Origin of the sequence: Sphingomonas aurantiaca (assembly GCF_003050705.1) — a bacterium.
Classification (GTDB): domain Bacteria; phylum Pseudomonadota; class Alphaproteobacteria; order Sphingomonadales; family Sphingomonadaceae; genus Sphingomonas; species Sphingomonas aurantiaca.
Map to the genome: position 1 here is coordinate 31,468 of NZ_QAOG01000008.1, position 18,487 is coordinate 49,954.

The following is an 18,487-nucleotide window of genomic DNA, read 5'->3' on the forward strand; positions in this document are numbered from 1 at the left end:
CCGTCCCGTCTGGTACGTGAGCCAGATGGCAAAGACCCTGTTCGACAAGATATGGGAGGCGCACCGGATCGCCGACCTGGGCGATGGCGCGGCGTTGATCGCGATCGATCGCGTGCTTCTCCACGAGCGGACCGGCGGCGTCGCGTTGCAGAGCCTTGAGAGCGCGGGATACAGCGTGCTGGCACCCGAACGCGCCTTCGCGACGATGGACCATGTCGTCGACACGCGACCGGGTCGCACCGACGAGACGCTGATGCCCACCGGCAAGAACTTCATCGTCGCAACCCGCGAGGCGGCGAAGAAGGCCGGCATCACGATGTTCGACATCGGCGATCCGCGACAAGGTATCGTGCACATCATCTCGCCCGAACAGGGTATCATCCAGCCGGGCAGCACGTTGGTCTGCCCCGACAGCCACACCTGCTCGCAGGGCGCGCTCGGGGGGCTAGCGTGGGGAATCGGATCGAGCGAGGCGGAGCATGCGCTCGCTACGGGAACGCTGCGGATCCAGAAGCCTGGGACAATGCGGATTACCGTGTCGGGACAGTTGTCGCGGGGCGTCACCGCAAAGGATCTTGCGCTCTACATTCTCGAGCAGATCGGCGCCGCGGGGTCGCGCGGCCTGGTGGTCGAATATGCGGGGACGGCGATTGCCGCGCTCGATGTCGATCAGCGGCTGACCCTGTGCAACATGGCGACCGAGCTTGGCGCGTTTACCGCGATCATCGCGCCCGACGACACGACCTTCGCCTATCTGGAAGGACGCCCGTTTAGCCCACAGGGCGCGTTGTGGACGCAAGCGGTGGAGGCCGGCCGCGACCTTTCCAGCGACGACGACGCCTGTTTCGATCGCGAGTGGTCGATGGATGCGTCCGACGTCGCGCCGATGATCACCTGGGGAACCAGCCCGCAACAGGCGATGCGGCTCGGCGCACCGGTTCCCAGGACCGGCGACTCCCCCCGCGATACAGCCGAGGCGGTTGTGCGGGCGCTCGACTATATGGGGTTGAAGCCCGAGCAGGAGATCGTCGGGTTGAAGATCGACGCGGCGTTCATCGGCTCCTGCACCAACAGCCGAGTCTCGGACTTGCGGCGCGTGGCGGAGATCCTGCGCGGGAAACACGTGGCGCCGCACGTCCGCGCCATCTGCGTGCCCGGCTCCAGCCAGGTTCGCATCGCCGCGGAAGCCGAGGGGCTTCACCAGGTTTTCCTCGATGCCGGCTTCGAATGGCGCGAGGCCGGATGTTCGATGTGCTTCTATGCGGGGGGCGAAAGCTTCGGGCCGCAGGAGCGCGTGATCAGTTCGACCAACCGCAATTTCGAGAGCCGTCAGGGCCCTGGAACGCGGACCCACCTCGCCTCGCCCGAGACCGTCGCAGCCTCTGCGATCGCCGGACGGATCGTCAGCCCAGCGCATGGTGAGCCAAGCTCATGACACCCTTCACCACCTGCACCGCCGTCGCCGCCCCGTTGCTGCGCGACAATGTCGATACCGACGCGATCATCCCATCGCGCGAGATCAAGAGCGTCGGCAAGACCGGGCTCGAGGACGGGCTGTTTGCGGGGTGGCGCTATACCGAGATCGGCGGGCGCGAGCCGGACCCCGGCTTCATCCTCAACCAAGCCGCGTATCGCGACGCGCAATTCCTCCTGTCGGGGACCAATTTCGGTTGCGGTTCGAGCCGCGAGCACGCCGCCTGGGCACTCGCGGAATATGGCTTCCGCGCAGTCGTCGCCCCCTCGTTCAATCCGATCTTCCAGGGCAATTGCGTCCGCAACGGGATCGTGCCGGTGGTGCAGGCCGCGGACGTCGTCGCCCAGCTTGCGGACGAGGCGCCGGAGCCAATGACGATCGATCTCGTCGCCTGCGAGGTCCGCGCAGCCTCGGGCGCGACCTGGAGCTTCGAGATCGGGGAGGAAGCCCGGCACATGCTGCTCGAGGGGCTGGACGCGATTGCGCTGACGCTGCTGCGTCGGGCGGAGATCGACGCGTTCCTCGCGGACGACCGCAGGCGCCGCCCCTGGATCTACCCCGGGGCGAACGGCTGAACGCTCAAGCCCAGCCGATCGCTTCGACCGCGGCGCGCCCCGCCAGCTTGCCGAAGGTGGTTGCGGTGAGCAGTCCGTTGCCCGCCATATATCCGTCCGCACCCGCCCCCGAGACGCCGCGCGCCGCACCGCCGCCCGCATACAGGTTCGGCAACGGCGACCCGTCCGCGCGCAGCACGCGCGCGTCGCGGTCGACGACCAGGCCGCCTTGCGTGTGGAACAGCGCGCCGGTGACCTTCGCGGCACGATAGGGCGGTGCGAGCACGGGCTTGCCGGTAAAGTCGCGTCCGAACGGGTCTTCGGCCTCCGCGGCGACCATCTGCGCCACCTGCCCTGCGGTCCTTGCGAGCGCGTCGCGAGGGAGCCCGGTGGCGTCCGCCAGCGCGTCGAGATCCGCCGCTTCGATCACCGCGCCCGCGGACAGCGCGTCGCGATAGTCGTCGAACTGGAGCATCAACGCATGTAGCCGCGCGTCGAAGATCGACCATGCGACCCCGCCAGGTTGCGCGTTGACCTTTGCCGCCTGTTCCGAATAGCCCGCCGCCTCGTTCGAGAAGCGGTCGCCGCCGAGGTTCACCTGGAAGCCGCCTTCCATGATCAGCGGCCAGAGAATGGGCACGCCATGCCCGACTGCGAGCCCGCCATGCCCCTGATAGCCATGCATGTCGCCGGTCGCGGCGCCCAGCGCTTCGCCCCAGGCGATCGCATCACCCTTGTTGCCGAAATGGCCGTAGAACACCGCGCCCGCCATTTCAGGGATGAACCGCTCGACCATGTCGCTATTGCCGCCGAACCCGGAGCAGGCGAGGATCAGCGCGTCGCAGCCGATATCCTCCGCGGTGCCATCGGGCCGTCGGATGCGGATGCCGGTGACCCGGTCGCCGTCGGCGTGCAGCGCCTCGACGGTCGCGTCGGTCAGCAGCGTCACGCCCGCGCGTTCGGCGGCGGCCTCGAGCGCCCCCATCAGTTCGCTGCCCGAGCGACGCGGCGTGCCGTACATCCGCCGCGCGCTGTGCCCGGGGTACAGGAAGCCGTCGACCAGATCGAGCGGCACGCCGTGGACATCGCGCATCCATGCGATCGTATCGGCGGACTGCTTGGCGAGACGCAACGCGATGTCCCCGTCGGTACCGCCTTTGGTCTTGCGCATCAGATCCGCCGCGAACAGCGCCGGGCTGTCGTCGATTCCCGCCTCGCGCTGCTCAGGCGTGCCGGCAGCGGGGATGAGCCCGGTCGACATCGCCGTGGACCCCAGGGGCGTCGAGTCGCGCTCGAGCACGAGGACCTCGCTCCCCTTGTCGCGCAGCGCGAGTGCGGCGGTCAGCCCGGTCGCGCCCGCTCCGATGACGATCGCGGGAAACGTCATTTCGAAGACGACCCCGGTTCCGTTCAACACCTTTGTGTCCGTCATGGCAGAGTCCTTTTCGGTTCAGCGATCGGATACGGAGAGGCGGCCGAGCCGGGCGGCGACTGCGGCGAGCACGCCGGAGAGCACCAGCGGCACCGCGAAACAGGCGAACGTCACCCATAGCGGCTGCTTCGCCGCCAGCAGGGCGCCCCCCGCGATCGGGCCGATGATCGCGCCGCCGCGGCCGATCCCGACCGCCCAGCCGATCCCCGCACCGCGGATCTTTGCCGGATAGAGCTGCGCCGACAGCGAGTAGAAGCCGGTAAACCCGCCCTGCAACGTCAGTCCGAGTGCGAAGGCGGTGACCAGGATCAGCGTCAGCGGCAGGCTTTGCGCGAAGATCATCATCAACACCGCGCAGATCGCGAAGAAGATCGCGATCAACCGGCCGATCGAGTTGCGCATCGCGAGCCACCCGATCAGCAATCCACCGATCGCGCCGCCCATGTTGAAGATGCTGCCCGCCCAGAGCGCCTTGGACTGGCTCAGCCCGCTCTCGACCGCGAGCTTCGGGATCCAGCTGGTCACGAAATACAGGACCGCAAAGCTCAGGAAGGTCGCCATCCACAGCGTAACGGTCGCGCGCCAGAGGTCAGGCGCGAGCAGATCGCGTGGCCGTGGCAGCGACCCCTTTTCGGCCAGTGGTGGAAGAGCGGCCAGTTCCGGCCACCCCATCCGGCGGCGCAAGTCATTGCCTTGCGACAGCGCGCCGGCGGGCTGCCGCGTCTCCAGGAACGTCACAGATTCCGGCAGCAATGCCCAGACGGCCGGCAGAAGCGCGGCGCTGATGCCCCCTGCCCCGATCAGCGTCGCCTGCCAACCAAAGGCCGGGATCGTGTAGAGCGCGACAAGCCCGGTTCCGACCGCGCCGATCGGATACCCTGCCTGAAATATGCCCATGGCGAGCGAGCGACGGCCCGCCGGCGCATATTCGCTGACGAGTGCCGCGACGCTGGCCAGCAACGTGCCGATGCCGATTCCGGTCAGGGCGCGGAGGATCGAAAAGGTGACGAGATTGGGCGCAAAGCCACAACCGAGCGCCCCGATCGTCATGACCGTCAACGCCAGCAACACGATCGGCCGGCGGCCCCAGGTGTCCGCGAATGGCGCGACCACGACGCAGCCGACCATCATCCCGAACAGTCCGGCGCTGAACACGACGCCCAGCGTCGCAAGGCCGATGTTCCAGTCCGCCGCCATCGACGGCGCGACATAGGACATGATGAGCAGGTCCATCCCGTCCAGCGCGTTGATCGCCGCGCAGATCGCGACCACCAGGATCTGGAGCCCGGTCCAGCGCTGCGATCGCAACCGTTCGCCGAGCGCGATGGCCTCGTCGGCGTCACTGACGGGGACTGCCCCGCTCACTGCGCGACCAGCCCGGCATCGGCTGGCGACCGGCGTCTTGCATAAGCGATCGGCATCGGCTCTCTCCTTGCGTGTCCAATGCCTTTTGCATTTGGACCTGGGGTCGGTGGGCGTGCGACACGGCGCCAAACTTCTCTGCCGAGGCTGGCAATCGTCGGCGAAGGCGGCGCTACTTCCGATGGAACGCGCGGTGCTGCCCGGCTGGATATGGCGGCATCCTATGGCGCGGCAACGCCGTGTCAATCAGTAATGTACTATCCATATAACAAATGGAGGCCGTCATCAGAGCAGGACGTAGATGGTGCCTGACAGGTTCAGCGCGTCCTTGAACCGGCCGATGAACGAGGGATTCTTGATATAGGCGACACCCGGCGTCAGGTAGAGACCGTGGGTGGCGTGGAAGGTGTAGCTGCCGGTCACCGAAAACTGATGATCGTTGGCGTAGATCTCCTGCGCGGCGTTCGCAGTCTGGGCGTCGTCGGAGTATTTGGTATAGCCGACCCGCAGCGCGACCGAGTCGAGCGGGCGCGATGCGAACGGTCCGAGGTGATAGACCCGCCCTTCGTAGAACTGCGTCATGCTGTTGACGTTGCTCGGCGCCCAGAACACGCTCGCACCGGCGTAGACGCCATGCGACGGTTGCGCCCGGTCCGGCTGGGTCAGCTGAAAGTCCGCCGCGCCGTACACCGTCTTGTTCGCCGCAGTGCCCTGCCCGTCGAAGCGCGTATAGTTTGAGTCATTGTAGAGCGCGCCGGCACGGACCCAGATCTGCTTGCCGTCCTTCGAAGCGGGTCGCTTGACGCCGACCTCCCCGATGTACAGCGGCCCTGCGTCCTTCATCTTGAACGCGACATTGGGGCCGTTATGGTCGAGTTCGTACGGCGTCCCCGCCGGCGCCGTGCTGCGTTGCACGCCCAGCTTCAGATAGCCGCCCCGCTTGGCGTGGAACGTCAGGTTCACGGCGGGTGTCGCGGCGGGATCGGCACTAAGCCCGGCCTGGATCGGGATCAGACCGGTAAGCCCCGATGCCAGTACAGGACTGCCGCCCACGAAGAAGCCGACCCACTCGTAATAATTGGGCATGATACCGAGCTTCAGCTCGATCTTATTGTCGGCAAAGCTCTGGTAGAGCGCGATGTTCCTGAAGCCGACCGTGTTCTGGCCATTCGGCCGGAAGGTCGTGATCTGCGAATTATAGCCGAGGATCAGCTTCGCATCGGCGAGCCCGAACTTGTCGAGGCCGATCGTCGTGACGATGTTGGTCGCCTGATACTGTAGCGTCGGACGCTGGCCGTTATAACGTTGCGGCGCATAGGGCTGCCCCGTGTCGAGCGGGTTGTAGAGGCCGACCATGCTCAGACGCGCCTGGATGCCGATATCATGCTCGGCGAGCATGCTGCGGACACCACCCGCATCGCGCAGCAGCGAGTCCGCGGAGCCAGGGACGCTCGTGGTCAGGCCCGGTTCGGCGAGCGCATCGAAGCGTCGGTACTTGGCCGCGTCGTCCTCGGCATCGGATGCGACGGCCAGCGGCGCCTCGGACGGCTCGACCGACGCTCCCGCGGCATTGCCCGCAACCGGAACCGGCGGCTCGCGCTGCCCCTCCGCGCCGTCGCCGACCGGGGCCTGTTGCGCTACGGCAGAAGCGGCCAGGACGGTAACGCCCGCAAGACCGGCGGAAAGCGTGGCGGCGCGACAAAGCGCGCGCGAAAGTACGCGTGACATAATCCTGCTCCTGCTTGAGCCGCCATTGAGGCGGGCACTTATCATTATTTGATAGATCGTCCGTTATTCACGCACGGTCGGCCGTCGTTGCACGCGGTACATCGCAAGCAACCTCGCCTACACGCGATCCATATTTACCCGATTGCATTATCGGTATCTGGTCGATTCTCAGTCCTGTCTGCATTCATCCTGAGAATTGAGATTTACTGCTTGCCGAGAGTGTTTGAGTCCTACCCCCCCCGAACGCCAATCTATAAGCGGCGACGCCGTGTCAAGCTTTATGTACTATTTGTATAACAATTAAGGAGTGCGCTTTTACGACGATCTGGTGAACGGCCGGCGATGGGCGAACAGAATGGCTGCAGACGCAGGCTAGAAACGCGCGCGACGATGGCGATCCCGCTGGGCGAGTTTCTTTCCAGCATGTCGAAGAGTCGCAGCAGGGCGAACTGGCCTAAGACGCCGATGGCCGCTTGCGCGGCGCGAGCTGGCACGGTCACCTAGGCCTGGGTTGGTAGAACGGATCGCGCAGCCCCGCTCTGCCTAGAGTCCGGCTTGTTCGATCATCGACGCGACCTCGACCGGCAACGCGGATTCCGACTTGGGCAGGAACCGGTTCAGCGCGGTCTGTACGCGTTTGCGCGCGACCTGATAGGCCTTGTGGCGGATCGCACGCGTCGCATTCGTCCGCCATGACGGGCTCTCGCCGAGCAAGGCCTCCCACTTCGCTTCCTCTGCTTCGAGGATGGATAGCGCCAGGCGCAGTCCATCGCGCCGCCCGCGCGCATATTCGTCGGACATCACAGGCTTCTCCCTCACAGACTCAGTGTTGGCGTCGCGCCCGCGCCTTGGCAAGGCAGCGCCCTTCGCAGGATTGGATAAGCCAGCAACGCGCGAGGCGCGAAATCAGCCTGGAGCCGGGATAGACCAGTCTGGCTCGTATCCGTTCAACGGCATTGCGCGGCGGGTCCGAATTAGGCAGCCTATGCGCTCATGGAATGGGAGACCGGATCGTGTCTGTTGCTGTCCTGGAAAGCCATCGGCTGAAGCTCATCGCGCTCGTCCCCGAAAATTCCGTCTCGATCTTCGACCGGTTCCGGGAATTCCCGCGGTTTGCCGATTTGCAGCAGATCGCGGTTCGGGGCCGTACCGTTGCAGAGCGAACCGCAACGGCGGCGCGCATCGACTCAGCCGTATCGATCTCCGACCGGGCCGTCATGCTGCTGGCACAGGGAAGCGCATGCGCGGCGGCCGCATGGTGGGCGCGGCTGTCGCCGAAATCCTATACGGCGAACGTTTCCGGCGCCTTGCTCGTGGCGCCCGAACGGGCCGGGCTCACTGGTCACGGCTTCGCATCGCCGAAGATGAAGCTGCCCTTCCCGTCGATCGCGGTCGGCGCGGATGACGAAACGCAGCGGCTCGGCATCGAATGGGGAAGTCGCTTGATCGACGGCCCGATCCTGACCGCGGCGAGCGCGCCGACCAACCGGTTCCGCGCCATCATCGAACGCTTTACCGCCGCCGTCGTCGAGCGCGACGTCGGTGCCGCCTATCGCATCCTCAACGCCATCGGGGATGACTAGGTAACGCTCGACACGCACCTGCGCCGGGCCGCGGCGTCGGGTGCGTGTCAGACCGTTTAACCTTCCTGGTCGAGTATTACTCCGGCGCGCCGTCAGTCCGCAGCGCGTCGAGCTTGTCCTGTGTCCGCGTCTCGAAGTCGGCGGCGTCGTGGCGCTCGGGGAGCTGGCTGGAAGGCTCGCCCATCACGCGGTTGACCATCCGCCCGCGTTTCACCGCAGGCCGCGCGGCGATCATGTCGGTCCAGCGCTGGACGTTCTTATACTCGCTCACCTGAAGGAACTCGGCGGCATCATAGACGAGCCCCTTCACCAGCGCGCCGTACCAGGGCCACACCGCCATGTCGGCGATAGAATAGTCGTTGCCGCCGACATACTCGCTCTCGCCAAGTCGCCGGTCGAGAACGTCGAGTTGCCGCTTCACCTCCATCGCGAAACGGTCGATCGCATATTCGATCTTCACCGGTGCATAGGCGTAGAAATGCCCGAAGCCGCCGCCGAGCATCGGCCCCGCCCCCATCTGCCAGAAGAGCCACGACAGCACCTCGGCGCGCTTGGCGGCATCGGTGGGCAGGAACGCACCGAACTTCTCGGCGAGATAGACGAGGATCGATCCGGACTCGAAGACCCGGATCGGCGTTGCACCGCTGCGATCGACGAGCGCCGGGATCTTCGAGTTCGGATTGGCCTCGACGAAGCCGCTGCCGAACTGGTCGCCGTCCATGATCTTGATGAGCCAGGCATCATATTCGGCGCCCACATGCCCTGCCGCGAGCAGTTCCTCAAGCATCACCGTCACCTTCACCCCGTTGGGCGTCGCCAGCGAATAAAGCTGGAGCGGGTGTTTGCCGACGGGCAGGTCCTTGTCATGCGTGGCACCGGCGATCGGGCGATTGATGCTGGCGAACCGGCCCCCGCCTTCCTTGTTCCACGTCCAGACCTTGGGCGGCGTATAGTCGGCGGTCTCGGTCATTCGGATTCTCCGCTACGGTTGTTCGGTGTCGGCGAAGTGAGCCGTTGCGGGACCCGGCGCAAGCGCGGAGTGGCTTTGGTCGAGACCGGTGGACGCCGGCCTGAGACGCGTAGCGTGCTTGTACGACGACGAATCTCGGCCCTGATACGGCTACCCGCCCCGTCCTGCGGGGGCGGCGAGCGCTCCTGACGTAAATCGCCATGAATTGGCCGGCCCTCAACGCCACAGCATTAAGTATTCCCTAAATGGCGTAGGCCAATAGCCACGATCCCTAAAATGCTGGTCTTACGGCTCTGTACTAGCTTTCACCGGCTGTTGCCCTTTATTGACCGCCGCACGCGGAAACTGGTCCCGCTTGGTGACTTCCATCCACCGAACGGATGCCGTACCCAGCACGAATGCAGCATTCCGCAAGAATCAATCGGCTCGAATAGTGCAGATTTCACTCGCCCTCAGCCTGGCATCTGGTCGCGTCGCCAAGGTGGCGCGTCCGCTGCGCCCCGATGAGGCAATCAGACCTGAGGATCGAGACCATGTCAGGGCCGGTCGGCTTTTCGACGCGCACGCGGTTCAGGCGGGCATGCCGCGCCAAGGTCGGCTGTTCGGCCATGGAATACGGCCAACCGAGCCAATGAGGGCCGCGTAGATCATGTCAGGTACCGTCGATCAGAGCATTCCCGATCTCACGATCTGCGACCGAGAGCCAATCACGCGGCTCGATCGGATCCAGTCCTTCGGGTTCCTGATCGCCCTATCGAACGACTGGACCATCGCGCGCGCCTCGGAGAACACCGCCGAGATGCTCGGCACCGCGGCAGAGCAATTGATCGGTTGCCGCCTCGACACGCTTATCAGCCGGCAGGCGCTGCACGACATTCGCAACCGGATGTCGATCCTCCAGGCAACGTCGAGCGAACGGCTCTTCGACATCGGCCTGATCACCGCGAAGAAGCGCTTCGATCTTAGCCTGCACTATAGCGGCGACCTGCTGATCCTGGAGGGCGAGCCCTCCTTGCCGCAGGACCGGATGGAAGCGGCCTCGATGGTGCGCGCGATGATCGAGCGGCTCAAGCGCGCGAAGTCCGTCGCCGACTTCCACCGCGATGCCGCGCGCCAGGTGCGCGCGATCACCGGGTTCGAACGGGTCATGGTCTACCGCTTCGACGCCAATGGCAACGGCGACGTCATCGCGGAATCGACGCGGTCGAACATCGAAAGCTTTCTCGGCCTGCGCTATCCGGCGTCGGATATCCCGGTCCAGGCACGCGCGCTGTACCTCGCCAATCCGTTCCGGATCATCGCGGACGTCCATGCCCCGACCGTCCCCGTACTGCCATATCGCGGCCAGCCCGAGCAGGCGCTCGACATGACGCACGCCGTCACGCGCGCGGTATCGCCCGTGCATATCGAATATCTGACGAACATGGGGGTCGGCGCCTCGCTGTCGATATCGATCATCGTCGAGGGCCGGCTATGGGGTCTGATCGCGTGCCACCATGTCGACCCGCGCTGCCCCAGCTTCGTGATGCGCACCGCCGCCGAGCTGTTCGGCCACATGTATTCGATGACGCTCGAAAGCCGCCTGCGCGGTTATGCCGCGACCGACGAACGCAATGCCCGTGCGCTCAGCGACCGGATGATGACGGCGATCGCCGGCGACGAGACACTGCTGACCAATGCGGAATGGATCCGCGATATCGTCGGCGGCATGATCCAGTGCGACGGCGTCGCGATCTTCCAGCAGGGCAAACTGACACTCAACGGCGCAACGCCGCCGGAGAGCGAAATCACCGCGATCGCCCGCTACCTGGATACCACGTCGCCGAGCCGCGTCTACGACACGCATGAGATTGCGGCGATCGCGCCGCGGTGCGCGCAGTCCGCCGATCGCGCCGCGGGGATGCTGGCGATCCCGGTGTCGCGGACGCCGCGCGACTATATCATGCTGTTCCGCCGCGAGCTGCTCGAGGAGGTCCGGTGGAGCGGTGACCCGACCAAGCCGGTGGTCCAGACCGAGGACGGCCTGCGACTATCGCCGCGCAAGAGCTTTGAGGCCTTTGTCGAGACGGTCCGGGGCAAGGCGTCGCCGTTTTCGGAGGCGGACCGACGCATTGGCGAGGCCGTCCGCATCGCGATCATCGAGGTGATCCTGCGCTACTCCGAAGCGGCCAGCGACGAGCGCCGCCGGGCGACCGAGCGCAGCACGTTGCTGATCGCCGAGCTTAATCACCGGGTCCGCAATATCCTGACGCTCGTCCGCGGCCTGATCGCGCGAACCGGCCAGAGCGCGACCGGTGTCGCCCAGTACACGTCATCGCTCAATGGTCGCGTACAGGCACTGGCACGCGCGCATGATTATGTGACGCGAAGCTCATGGGGGCCGGCGTCGCTGCTGGCATTGCTGGATGACGAGGTGAATGCGCATCGTCGCAACGGCCACGACGTCTTCCTGATCGACGGACCGCCGATCCACCTCCACCCGACCGCAATCTCGACGATGGCGCTCGTCATCCACGAGCTGGCGACGAACAGCGCCAAATACGGGGCTTTGTCGACCGAAGGCACGGTGCACGTCGCGCTTGGCATACGCGCGGATGGCGGGCTCGACATTCGCTGGCGCGAGCGGGGCGGGCCGCCTGTGCAGGCGCCCACGCGCCGCGGTTTCGGCTCGGTGGTGATCGAGCGGACGGTACCCTTCGATCTCCAGGGCACCGCCGAGATCCGGTACGCGCTCTCCGGTCTCGAAGCGGACTTCTATCTCCCCGCAAAACACGTCGTTGCGGCCGATAGAGACATGGCTATCGGCTGCGACGCCATTGCGCCCGAGGAGGCACCCGTCGGGGCGGCCTCGACCGGAATCAACCGTCTCGCCAGCACCTCTATCTTGCTGCTCGAGGACAGCATGATCATCGCGCTCGAGACCGAGGACATGCTGTACGCGCTCGGCGCAAACCGGGTGACCACCGCCTCGACCATCGCGGAGGCCGATGCCCTTCTCGCCGCCGGCCGTTTCGACCTGGCGGTACTCGACATCAATGTGGCCGGTCAGGTCAGCTTCGATTTCGCGCAGCGCGTCAGGAAGGCAGGTGTGCCGTATATCTTTGCCTCGGGCTATGGCGACCAGGTGGCGCTCGATGGCGAGGAGACCGGCACGATCGTTCTGCAAAAGCCGTTCGAGCTCGAACATCTGCGACAAGCTCTGCTGATGAGCCTCGCCACCCGCCTCGCCTGAAGAGGCGCGGGCGCCGTCGGAGCGATTGGAAGGCTTTACCCGCAGCCGTGCCTGTTTGCGCGCATCACATGGCTCGGCATGGGACATATCTCTCAAGGGTCGACCTGCCCTTTAATTGCCCTACAAGAGTGACTTGGAAGTTGTGAGTGCTTGATGTCCGATCGCCTGAAGGTTTTGTTCCAGTACGTGCTGCCAAAGCAGGGTCTGACGGTCTTTGCGGGGCGCATCGCCGGCGCACAGGGCGGCTCGGCGACAACGCGGCTGATCCGCTGGTTCGTCGGCCGATATGCCGTCGATATGACCGAAGCCGCAGATCCGGACATTGCCAGCTACAAGAGCTTCAACGACTTCTTCACCCGCCCCCTCAGGGCTGGCGCACGTCCGATTGCAGCCTCGGATTTCGTCTGCCCGGTCGATGGCGCGATCAGCCAGTTCGGCGCGATCAACGACCATCACATCGTGCAGGCAAAAGGGCACAGGTTCACCACGACGGAACTGGTCGGCGGCGACGATGTGCTGGCGGCCCGGTTCCGGCACGGCAGCTTTGCCAACCTGTATCTGTCCCCCAAGGACTATCATCGCCTGCACATGCCCTGCGACGGCAAGCTGACTCGCATGATCCATGTGCCGGGACAGCTGTTTTCGGTGAACCCCGTCACCGCGCGCGGCGTGCCGAACCTGTTCGCGCGCAACGAACGCGTGGTGTGCGTGTTCGATTCCGCGGAGCATGGCCCGTTCGTCATGGTGCTCGTCGGCGCCACCATCGTCGGCAGCATGGCGACTGTCTGGCACGGCGTGGTCAATGCGAAGCGCAGCAACGCGACGACCGAATGGAACTACGCCGATCAGGACATCGTCCTGCGCAAGGGCGAGGAAATGGGTCGCTTTCTGCTCGGCTCGACGATCGTCATGCTGTTCGGGCAGGATAGTATCGTCTTCAACGATCAATGGGCACCCGAGCGACAGGTCCGGTTGGGCGAGCCGATGGGCCATCGCCCGACCTGAACCGGCACGGCGATACCGGCACAGATGGCGCCGAACCTTTTGGGCGGGCTATCGTTGATCGCCGATGACCTGTCCGCCGCCGTCGCCGTCGCCGCGCCCATGAGCGTATTTTTCACCGCCGACACGCATTTCGGCGACCATCGCACGATCAACATTTCCCGCCGACCATTCACGAACACTGCGGACATGACCAAGGCGCTGGTCGAACGCTGGAACGCCGTTGTCGGCGCCAATGACGTGGTGTGGCACCTGGGGGATGTGGCGCGTCGACCGGCGGACGTCGCCGCGCTGCTAGCGCGGCTGAACGGTACCAAGAACCTGCTTCGGGGCAACAACGATCCCGATGCGACGCTTGCCTCGGACGGGTGGGACAGCGTCGGAGACTATGCGGAGATCACGCTGGAGGGGCGACAGCTCGTCCTGTGCCATTATCCCTTCAGGAGCTGGAACGGGCAGCACCGCGGCGCAATCAACCTGCACGGCCACAGCCACGGACGATTGAAACCGATGCTGCGCCAGTTCGACGTGGGCGTCGACGCCCACGACTTCGCGCCGGTCCAGCTCGACAGTCTGCTGCGAAGCCGCTGACGCTGCTCTGCCCTTATTCCGCGGGGGCGGTGCTGGCGGCCGTGACCCTGCGAGCAGCACGCGCATGCTCTCGCGCGAAGTCGCCGACGCCGCGGTCGGTGCCGCACAGCCGGTCCCAATGGCGAAAATACAGACCGTAGTTGCAGCCATAGAGTTCGTGATGCCGCTGGTGATGGCTCGCCGTGATCAGCCAGCCTCCCAGCCGCCCCGTCCACATAAAGCGGGGGAAGATCTCCCACCCCATGTGGTTGGTTACCCCCATCACCGTCATGATCGTCAGGACGATGGCCAACCCGCCGACATGGATCGGCACGAAGAAGACCAGCAGCGGGATGACCACGGCGCCGGTCAGCGCCTCGATAGGGTGGAACGCCATCGCGGCCCACGCGGTCGGCGGGCGGCTGGCATGATGGAGCGCGTGCGCGAGCTTGAACGGCGCCGGTCGATGCATCCAGCGATGCGTCCAGTAGAACCAGGCATCGTGCAGCAGCAGATACAGCAGGACCGAGACCGGCGCATACCAGAGCGGATAGGCGTGGATGTCGGTGTACACTCGGGTCCAGCCATGATGCTCCCAGCCCCAGGCGACGACCCCCGCTGGGATTCCGTAGAGCGCCGCGGACGCAAGGCTCCAGACGATCTCGCGCCGAACCTGCGGGTCCAGCCCGAGGTACAGCCCGGGATGCTTGCGAACCGTGACCCACGCGAACGCGCCTGAGACGATGAGATAGCGCACGCCCACGATGACGGTCATCGCTAGCGCGGACAGGAGGATGGCGATGATCATGTCCGGTCTCGGGCCAGCTGGCGGCCGGCAACCTTTTCAACGGTCGCGCGGCGCCGCGCCGGCAGTCCCCACCACGGTGTTCCTGGGGAGAGATGGTGCTCGTGATGATAGCCGCCGAAGTGGAAGCAGGTCAGCAGCGACAGCGTCGGCCCGATCTTTATGCTGTGCGCCCTGTGTGAGTCCGCGAACGGTTCCGCGCGGTCACGGTGCGGCAGCCAGGTGCCGAAGACGAACAGCTGCGCAACGGCGCCCACGGCCGGCAAGGCCCAGAAGACGACGATGTTGCCGAGCGGGGCGCCGAGCAGCAGCGTATAGACCAGCGCGACCAAGGTGATCCGCACGATCTGGCCGTGGGAATAATAGGTGCGGAAGAACTGCGTGAACCAGCCGACCAGGCTCGGATCGCCGCCGTGGAAATCGGGATCTCCCGCTCTCCCCGTGCTCTCGTGATGCAGGTGATGCCGCGGGAGCAGCGCCGCATAGGACAGGCAGGCATAGAGCGCGAGGCAGGTCGTTCCGATCGCTCGGTTGAGGCGGGGATAGCGCGGCGCCAGCGCCCCGTGCATCGAGTCATGTGCGACGATGAACAGGCCTGTGCTCAGCCACGTCTGCACCAGGATCGCCACGATGGCGACCGGAACGGTGCCCAAGCTCCAGTGCCAGAAGAAGATTCCGACGATATGGATCGTCAGCCAGGCGACGACGATCGCTGCAGCGAGCGAGACGCCGATCGCGGTCTGCCGGGCCAACGTCCGGTCCGCGGGGCGCACAGCGGCCATCACTTCTTCACCGCCAACGTCGGCATTGTGTGGGTTTTCTCCGCCCCGACCGGACGGCGCGCCGGCTGAACATTGGCGCGCAGCTGGGCTTTCAGCACGGCCGGCTTGCGCGCGAACAGGAAGCCGTGGCTGACGGTACCGTCCTTGCCCTCGACGGCATGGTGGAGGCGGTGCGCCTGCAGGAGCCGCTTGAAATAGCCCTGCTTGGGGACCCAGCGAAAGCCCCCGCGCTGGTGCACGAGCATGTCGTGAACGAACGCGTAGATACCACCATAGACGGTGATGCCGAGCGCCGCCCACCACAAGGGTTCCCACCGCAGGCCGACGACGAACAGGACGATCGGCACGATCGCGAAGACGATCGCGTACAGGTCGTTCTTCTCGAACCAACCGTCATGGTCCTCGTGATGCGATTTGTGCCAGCCCCAGCCCCAGCCATGCATGACATACCGATGCGCCGCCCAGGCGAAGCACTCCATGAACAGCACCATGAAGACGACGATCGCGAGTTTCTCGAACCAGGCCATCAGGCGTGGCTCACCGAGGTGCAGGCGAACGGAGACAGCGATTTCAACATGATCCGTACATATCCCTTACGCGACGTCGATGCGAGGGGGGGCATCGGCTAATTCGCATGATGGCGGGCTCCATGCGCGCCAAACTAACCGCGCGCCGGTGGCACCGCAGGCGGACACGCTGCGTTCGACCGCAATGACCGCGCCCGTCCCATCCGCCGACCGCCCCGATTTGCCTTCCTGGGTGTTGATCGCGGCGATGCTGCTGAGCCTGCTCGCTACGCAATGTTCGCACATGTTTTTAATCGATCCGGTCCGGGCGCTGCCTGCGGTCCTGGCCATGGCGGCACTCGGCGCGGCGATGGTGACCGGCAGGCGCACCGCGCGGCCTCGCCTTGCCGCTGGCGCGACCGCGTTCCTTCAGATGACGTTGTTCACCGTGCTAGGAGTCGTTCTGGCCTATGCGCTGGCGGCGCAGTCGGGAGCCTTGTGGGATCAGCGCCTGGCGGCGGCGGATCGCGCGATCGGGTTCGACTGGCCGGTGGTGCTGCGCCTGCTCGACATGGCGCCCGCGGTGATCTGGGTGCTCGGATTGGCGTATCACAGCCTGACGGTGCAGATGGTCGTCGTCATCGTGTGCCTGAGCGCGCTATCGAAATTTGACACGCTTCGGACGGCGGTGTGCGCCGCGATCCTGTCCGGCTTCGTCACGATCCTGATCTCGGGACTGACGCCTGCACTGGGCAATTTGTTCGACCCTTCCCATTACCGGCACCTCTGGCCATCCGTGGCGTGGGTCGAGCAGGGTCTGATCGCCGGGCTTCGCGATGGATCGCATCATGTCCTCGACCTCACCATGCTGATGGGCATCGTCAGCTTCCCGAGTTTCCACGCGACTCTCGCCGCGATCTTCATCTGGGCGTTCCGGGCGATACCGCGCCTGTCCGTACCGGGTAGCGCATGGGCGATACTGACGATCATCGCGACGCCGGTCTTTGGTGGGCATTACGGAGTCGACGTCATCATGGGGCTAATCCTGGCGCCGCCCGCAATCATCTTGGCCAACCGCCTCACGCGGCGCAGGCCGTCTCCCCAGTCGGTCGGCGCAGTGTTGCCGGCATAGCGTCCGCCCAGCCCCCAAATGCAGCATCGACCAGCGCCGCGGCTTCTGTGGCCCCCCCGCCTGCCGCGATTTCCGTCGCGAAAAGTCGCGCGGCGCGGCGATAGCCCGGGTCCGTCAATACTCGTCGCAGCGCGGGTTCGAGCGCGCCCCTGCCAGCGTCTCTGGACGACACGACACGGGCCGCGCCGACCCGCGCGAGCCGAGCCGCCGTAGCCGGCTGTTCGAACCCCAATGGCACCGCCACGATCGGGATCCCCGCCGCCAGCGCGTCCAGCACCGTGTTGAACCCGCCGTGCAGGATCGCGGCCGAGCAGTGTTGCAAGACTCTGGTCTGCGGCAGGAACGCACGGACCAGCGGATCACCGGGAAGCGAGGCCGCCTCGCGGTCGCTCAGCCCGCCCCCATGCGCCACCACCGCACGCGCGCCGACCGCGGCACAGGCGCGCGTCATCGCGGCGAACAGCGACCGCCGCGCCCCCTGCAGCGACCCGAGCGAACAAAATATCAGCGGCCGCTCGTCCTCCCTCGGAAGGCGCTCGTCAGGCTCGCTCCGCCGCCACGGGGTGCCGTATCGGAAGCTTGGCGGCAGCGCGGCGCGCGGAAAATCGAGGCCGGCGGGACATTGGGCGATCTGCAGCCGGTCCGACCATTGATATCGCGGATCGGGATCGAGCCCCCAGAGACGCGCATAGCCCGCGACCGTCCCGGTGATCGGCTTCATCAGCAGGTCGCTCACCGCATACCCACCCCTGTTCCGGTTGAGCCCGATCACACCCGGACGATAGGGCCATCCGAGAAACGGCGGCGGGACCATCGGCTCCCTGAGCAGCGGCAACCCGGTCACCGCGGTCACGAACGGCAAGCGCAGATGCCGCGCTACGAGCGCGCCTGCGGGCTCGACCGAGTCCGCGATCACCGCATTGACGCCGAGCCGCGTCAACGCTGCCGGCAAGGTATCGAGGAGCAGGCGGGTCATCGCTGCGCTGGTGCGGATCATCCTGGGAAGCCCGATCGGCCCTGACGGCCTAGCCAACGCCGACATATAGGTCGCGAGCCCCCCGTCGCGGTCCGCAGAGTGATCGAGCGCCGCGAAGCGCACCGCCGGGTCCGCGACCAGCGGCGCTGCCTCCGCCAGATTGACCACGGTGATCTCGGATCCCGTCGCCGCGAGTGCAGCCCCCAGCGCGACCAGCGGATTGATGTGCCCCGCGGTTGGCGGTGCGATGATCGCGATATGTCGCCGTCCAGGGATCACGTGGCCAGAACTTTCCATCACCGCCGAAAAAGCAGCGGTGTCTTCCAGCGTCCGCGCTAGGCGATAGTTCCATCGCACAGGGCGATCTCGCCGAACCATG

At 65.8% G+C, this 18,487-nt stretch carries 16 protein-coding genes; 7 read left to right on the forward strand and 9 right to left on the reverse strand.

What is annotated here, in order from left to right; translation table 11 throughout:
* Positions 1-25 precede the first annotated feature (25 nt).
* Both C8J26_RS18255 and leuD read left to right on the forward strand, forming a co-directional pair.
* The gene (locus tag C8J26_RS18255) at positions 26-1,435 is read left to right on the forward strand and encodes a 3-isopropylmalate dehydratase large subunit (RefSeq protein ID WP_107959601.1); all 1,410 of its coding nucleotides are present in this window, start codon (positions 26-28) and stop codon (positions 1,433-1,435) included.
* The gene (leuD, locus tag C8J26_RS18260; RefSeq protein WP_107959602.1) at positions 1,432-2,049 is read left to right on the forward strand and encodes a 3-isopropylmalate dehydratase small subunit; all 618 of its coding nucleotides are present in this window, start codon (positions 1,432-1,434) and stop codon (positions 2,047-2,049) included. The genes C8J26_RS18255 and leuD overlap by 4 nt, the downstream gene beginning before the upstream one ends.
* Before the next feature lie 4 nt (positions 2,050-2,053).
* On the opposite strand, the gene C8J26_RS18265 is transcribed toward leuD, so the two are convergent.
* The 4 genes from C8J26_RS18265 to C8J26_RS18280 all read right to left on the reverse strand — a co-directional run bounded on the left by C8J26_RS18265 (position 2,054) and on the right by C8J26_RS18280 (position 7,351).
* Positions 2,054-3,460 (reverse strand): FAD-dependent oxidoreductase, encoded by a 1,407-nt coding sequence (locus C8J26_RS18265; RefSeq protein WP_244185393.1) that lies wholly within the window; start codon positions 3,458-3,460, stop codon positions 2,054-2,056.
* 18 nt (positions 3,461-3,478) lie between these two features.
* Positions 3,479-4,825, reverse strand: coding sequence for an MFS transporter (locus C8J26_RS18270; protein WP_107959603.1), 1,347 nt, complete (start codon positions 4,823-4,825; stop codon positions 3,479-3,481).
* 282 nt (positions 4,826-5,107) lie between these two features.
* A complete protein-coding gene (locus C8J26_RS18275; protein WP_167398904.1) occupies positions 5,108-6,550 on the reverse strand; it encodes a carbohydrate porin in 1,443 nt (480 codons plus the stop codon).
* 543 nt (positions 6,551-7,093) lie between these two features.
* Positions 7,094-7,351 carry a hypothetical protein gene (locus C8J26_RS18280; RefSeq protein WP_107959605.1) on the reverse strand — a complete coding sequence of 86 codons (258 nt, stop codon included), beginning with the start codon at positions 7,349-7,351 and terminating at the stop codon, positions 7,094-7,096.
* 197 nt (positions 7,352-7,548) lie between these two features.
* Between C8J26_RS18280 and C8J26_RS18285 the strand changes: the two genes are divergently transcribed.
* The gene (locus tag C8J26_RS18285) at positions 7,549-8,133 is read left to right on the forward strand and encodes an alpha/beta hydrolase (RefSeq protein ID WP_107959606.1); all 585 of its coding nucleotides are present in this window, start codon (positions 7,549-7,551) and stop codon (positions 8,131-8,133) included.
* A gap of 76 nt (positions 8,134-8,209) precedes the next feature.
* Here the strand turns inward: C8J26_RS18285 and yghU are convergent, their stop codons facing one another.
* Positions 8,210-9,103, reverse strand: coding sequence for a glutathione-dependent disulfide-bond oxidoreductase (gene yghU, locus C8J26_RS18290; protein ID WP_107959607.1), 894 nt, complete (start codon positions 9,101-9,103; stop codon positions 8,210-8,212).
* A gap of 649 nt (positions 9,104-9,752) precedes the next feature.
* Here yghU and C8J26_RS18295 point away from each other — a divergent pair.
* From C8J26_RS18295 to C8J26_RS18305, 3 genes are all read left to right on the forward strand, one after another.
* Positions 9,753-12,335 carry an HWE histidine kinase domain-containing protein gene (locus C8J26_RS18295; protein ID WP_107959609.1) on the forward strand — a complete coding sequence of 861 codons (2,583 nt, stop codon included), beginning with the start codon at positions 9,753-9,755 and terminating at the stop codon, positions 12,333-12,335.
* Between the two features lie 153 nt (positions 12,336-12,488).
* Complete coding sequence (gene asd / locus C8J26_RS18300) at positions 12,489-13,340, forward strand: archaetidylserine decarboxylase (RefSeq protein ID WP_107959611.1); 852 nt, start codon at positions 12,489-12,491, stop codon at positions 13,338-13,340.
* 54 nt (positions 13,341-13,394) lie between these two features.
* Positions 13,395-13,928, forward strand: coding sequence for a metallophosphoesterase family protein (locus C8J26_RS18305; RefSeq protein ID WP_244185394.1), 534 nt, complete (start codon positions 13,395-13,397; stop codon positions 13,926-13,928).
* Between the two features lie 13 nt (positions 13,929-13,941).
* Here C8J26_RS18305 and C8J26_RS18310 read toward each other — a convergent pair whose 3' ends face one another.
* From C8J26_RS18310 to C8J26_RS18320, 3 genes are read right to left on the reverse strand one after another with little or no spacing between them, the layout of a single operon-like run.
* Positions 13,942-14,715, reverse strand: coding sequence for a sterol desaturase family protein (locus C8J26_RS18310; protein WP_107959613.1), 774 nt, complete (start codon positions 14,713-14,715; stop codon positions 13,942-13,944).
* On the reverse strand, positions 14,712-15,494 hold the full coding sequence (locus tag C8J26_RS18315; protein WP_107959615.1) for a fatty acid desaturase: 783 nt from the start codon (positions 15,492-15,494) through the stop codon (positions 14,712-14,714). The genes C8J26_RS18310 and C8J26_RS18315 overlap by 4 nt, the downstream gene beginning before the upstream one ends.
* Positions 15,494-16,021 carry a sterol desaturase family protein gene (locus C8J26_RS18320; RefSeq protein WP_244185395.1) on the reverse strand — a complete coding sequence of 176 codons (528 nt, stop codon included), beginning with the start codon at positions 16,019-16,021 and terminating at the stop codon, positions 15,494-15,496. The genes C8J26_RS18315 and C8J26_RS18320 overlap by 1 nt, the downstream gene beginning before the upstream one ends.
* A gap of 184 nt (positions 16,022-16,205) precedes the next feature.
* Between C8J26_RS18320 and C8J26_RS18325 the strand changes: the two genes are divergently transcribed.
* Positions 16,206-17,132: a phosphatase PAP2 family protein gene (locus C8J26_RS18325; RefSeq protein WP_208631459.1), complete on the forward strand. Its 927-nt coding sequence runs from the start codon at positions 16,206-16,208 to the stop codon at positions 17,130-17,132.
* Here the strand turns inward: C8J26_RS18325 and C8J26_RS18330 are convergent.
* A complete protein-coding gene (locus C8J26_RS18330) occupies positions 17,080-18,387 on the reverse strand; it encodes a nucleotide disphospho-sugar-binding domain-containing protein (RefSeq protein WP_244185396.1) in 1,308 nt (435 codons plus the stop codon). The genes C8J26_RS18325 and C8J26_RS18330 overlap by 53 nt on opposite strands.
* Between the last annotated feature and the right edge of the window lie 100 nt (positions 18,388-18,487).

What these genes read in the sequence shown, in the direction of transcription:
- C8J26_RS18275 (WP_167398904.1), bottom strand. Translation starts at nt 6,550, where the DNA reads ATGTCACGCGTACTTTCGCGCGCGCTTTGTCGCGCCGCCACGCTTTCC.
- yghU (WP_107959607.1), bottom strand. Translation starts at nt 9,103, where the DNA reads ATGACCGAGACCGCCGACTATACGCCGCCCAAGGTCTGGACGTGGAAC.
- C8J26_RS18320 (WP_244185395.1), bottom strand. Translation starts at nt 16,021, where the DNA reads ATGGCCTGGTTCGAGAAACTCGCGATCGTCGTCTTCATGGTGCTGTTC.
- C8J26_RS18295 (WP_107959609.1), top strand. Translation starts at nt 9,753, where the DNA reads ATGTCAGGTACCGTCGATCAGAGCATTCCCGATCTCACGATCTGCGAC.
- C8J26_RS18315 (WP_107959615.1), bottom strand. Translation starts at nt 15,494, where the DNA reads ATGGCCGCTGTGCGCCCCGCGGACCGGACGTTGGCCCGGCAGACCGCG.
- leuD (WP_107959602.1), top strand. Translation starts at nt 1,432, where the DNA reads ATGACACCCTTCACCACCTGCACCGCCGTCGCCGCCCCGTTGCTGCGC.
- C8J26_RS18310 (WP_107959613.1), bottom strand. Translation starts at nt 14,715, where the DNA reads ATGATCATCGCCATCCTCCTGTCCGCGCTAGCGATGACCGTCATCGTG.
- asd (WP_107959611.1), top strand. Translation starts at nt 12,489, where the DNA reads ATGTCCGATCGCCTGAAGGTTTTGTTCCAGTACGTGCTGCCAAAGCAG.
- C8J26_RS18285 (WP_107959606.1), top strand. Translation starts at nt 7,549, where the DNA reads ATGGGAGACCGGATCGTGTCTGTTGCTGTCCTGGAAAGCCATCGGCTG.
- C8J26_RS18255 (WP_107959601.1), top strand. Translation starts at nt 26, where the DNA reads ATGGCAAAGACCCTGTTCGACAAGATATGGGAGGCGCACCGGATCGCC.
- C8J26_RS18280 (WP_107959605.1), bottom strand. Translation starts at nt 7,351, where the DNA reads ATGTCCGACGAATATGCGCGCGGGCGGCGCGATGGACTGCGCCTGGCG.
- C8J26_RS18325 (WP_208631459.1), top strand. Translation starts at nt 16,206, where the DNA reads ATGACCGCGCCCGTCCCATCCGCCGACCGCCCCGATTTGCCTTCCTGG.
- C8J26_RS18265 (WP_244185393.1), bottom strand. Translation starts at nt 3,460, where the DNA reads ATGACGGACACAAAGGTGTTGAACGGAACCGGGGTCGTCTTCGAAATG.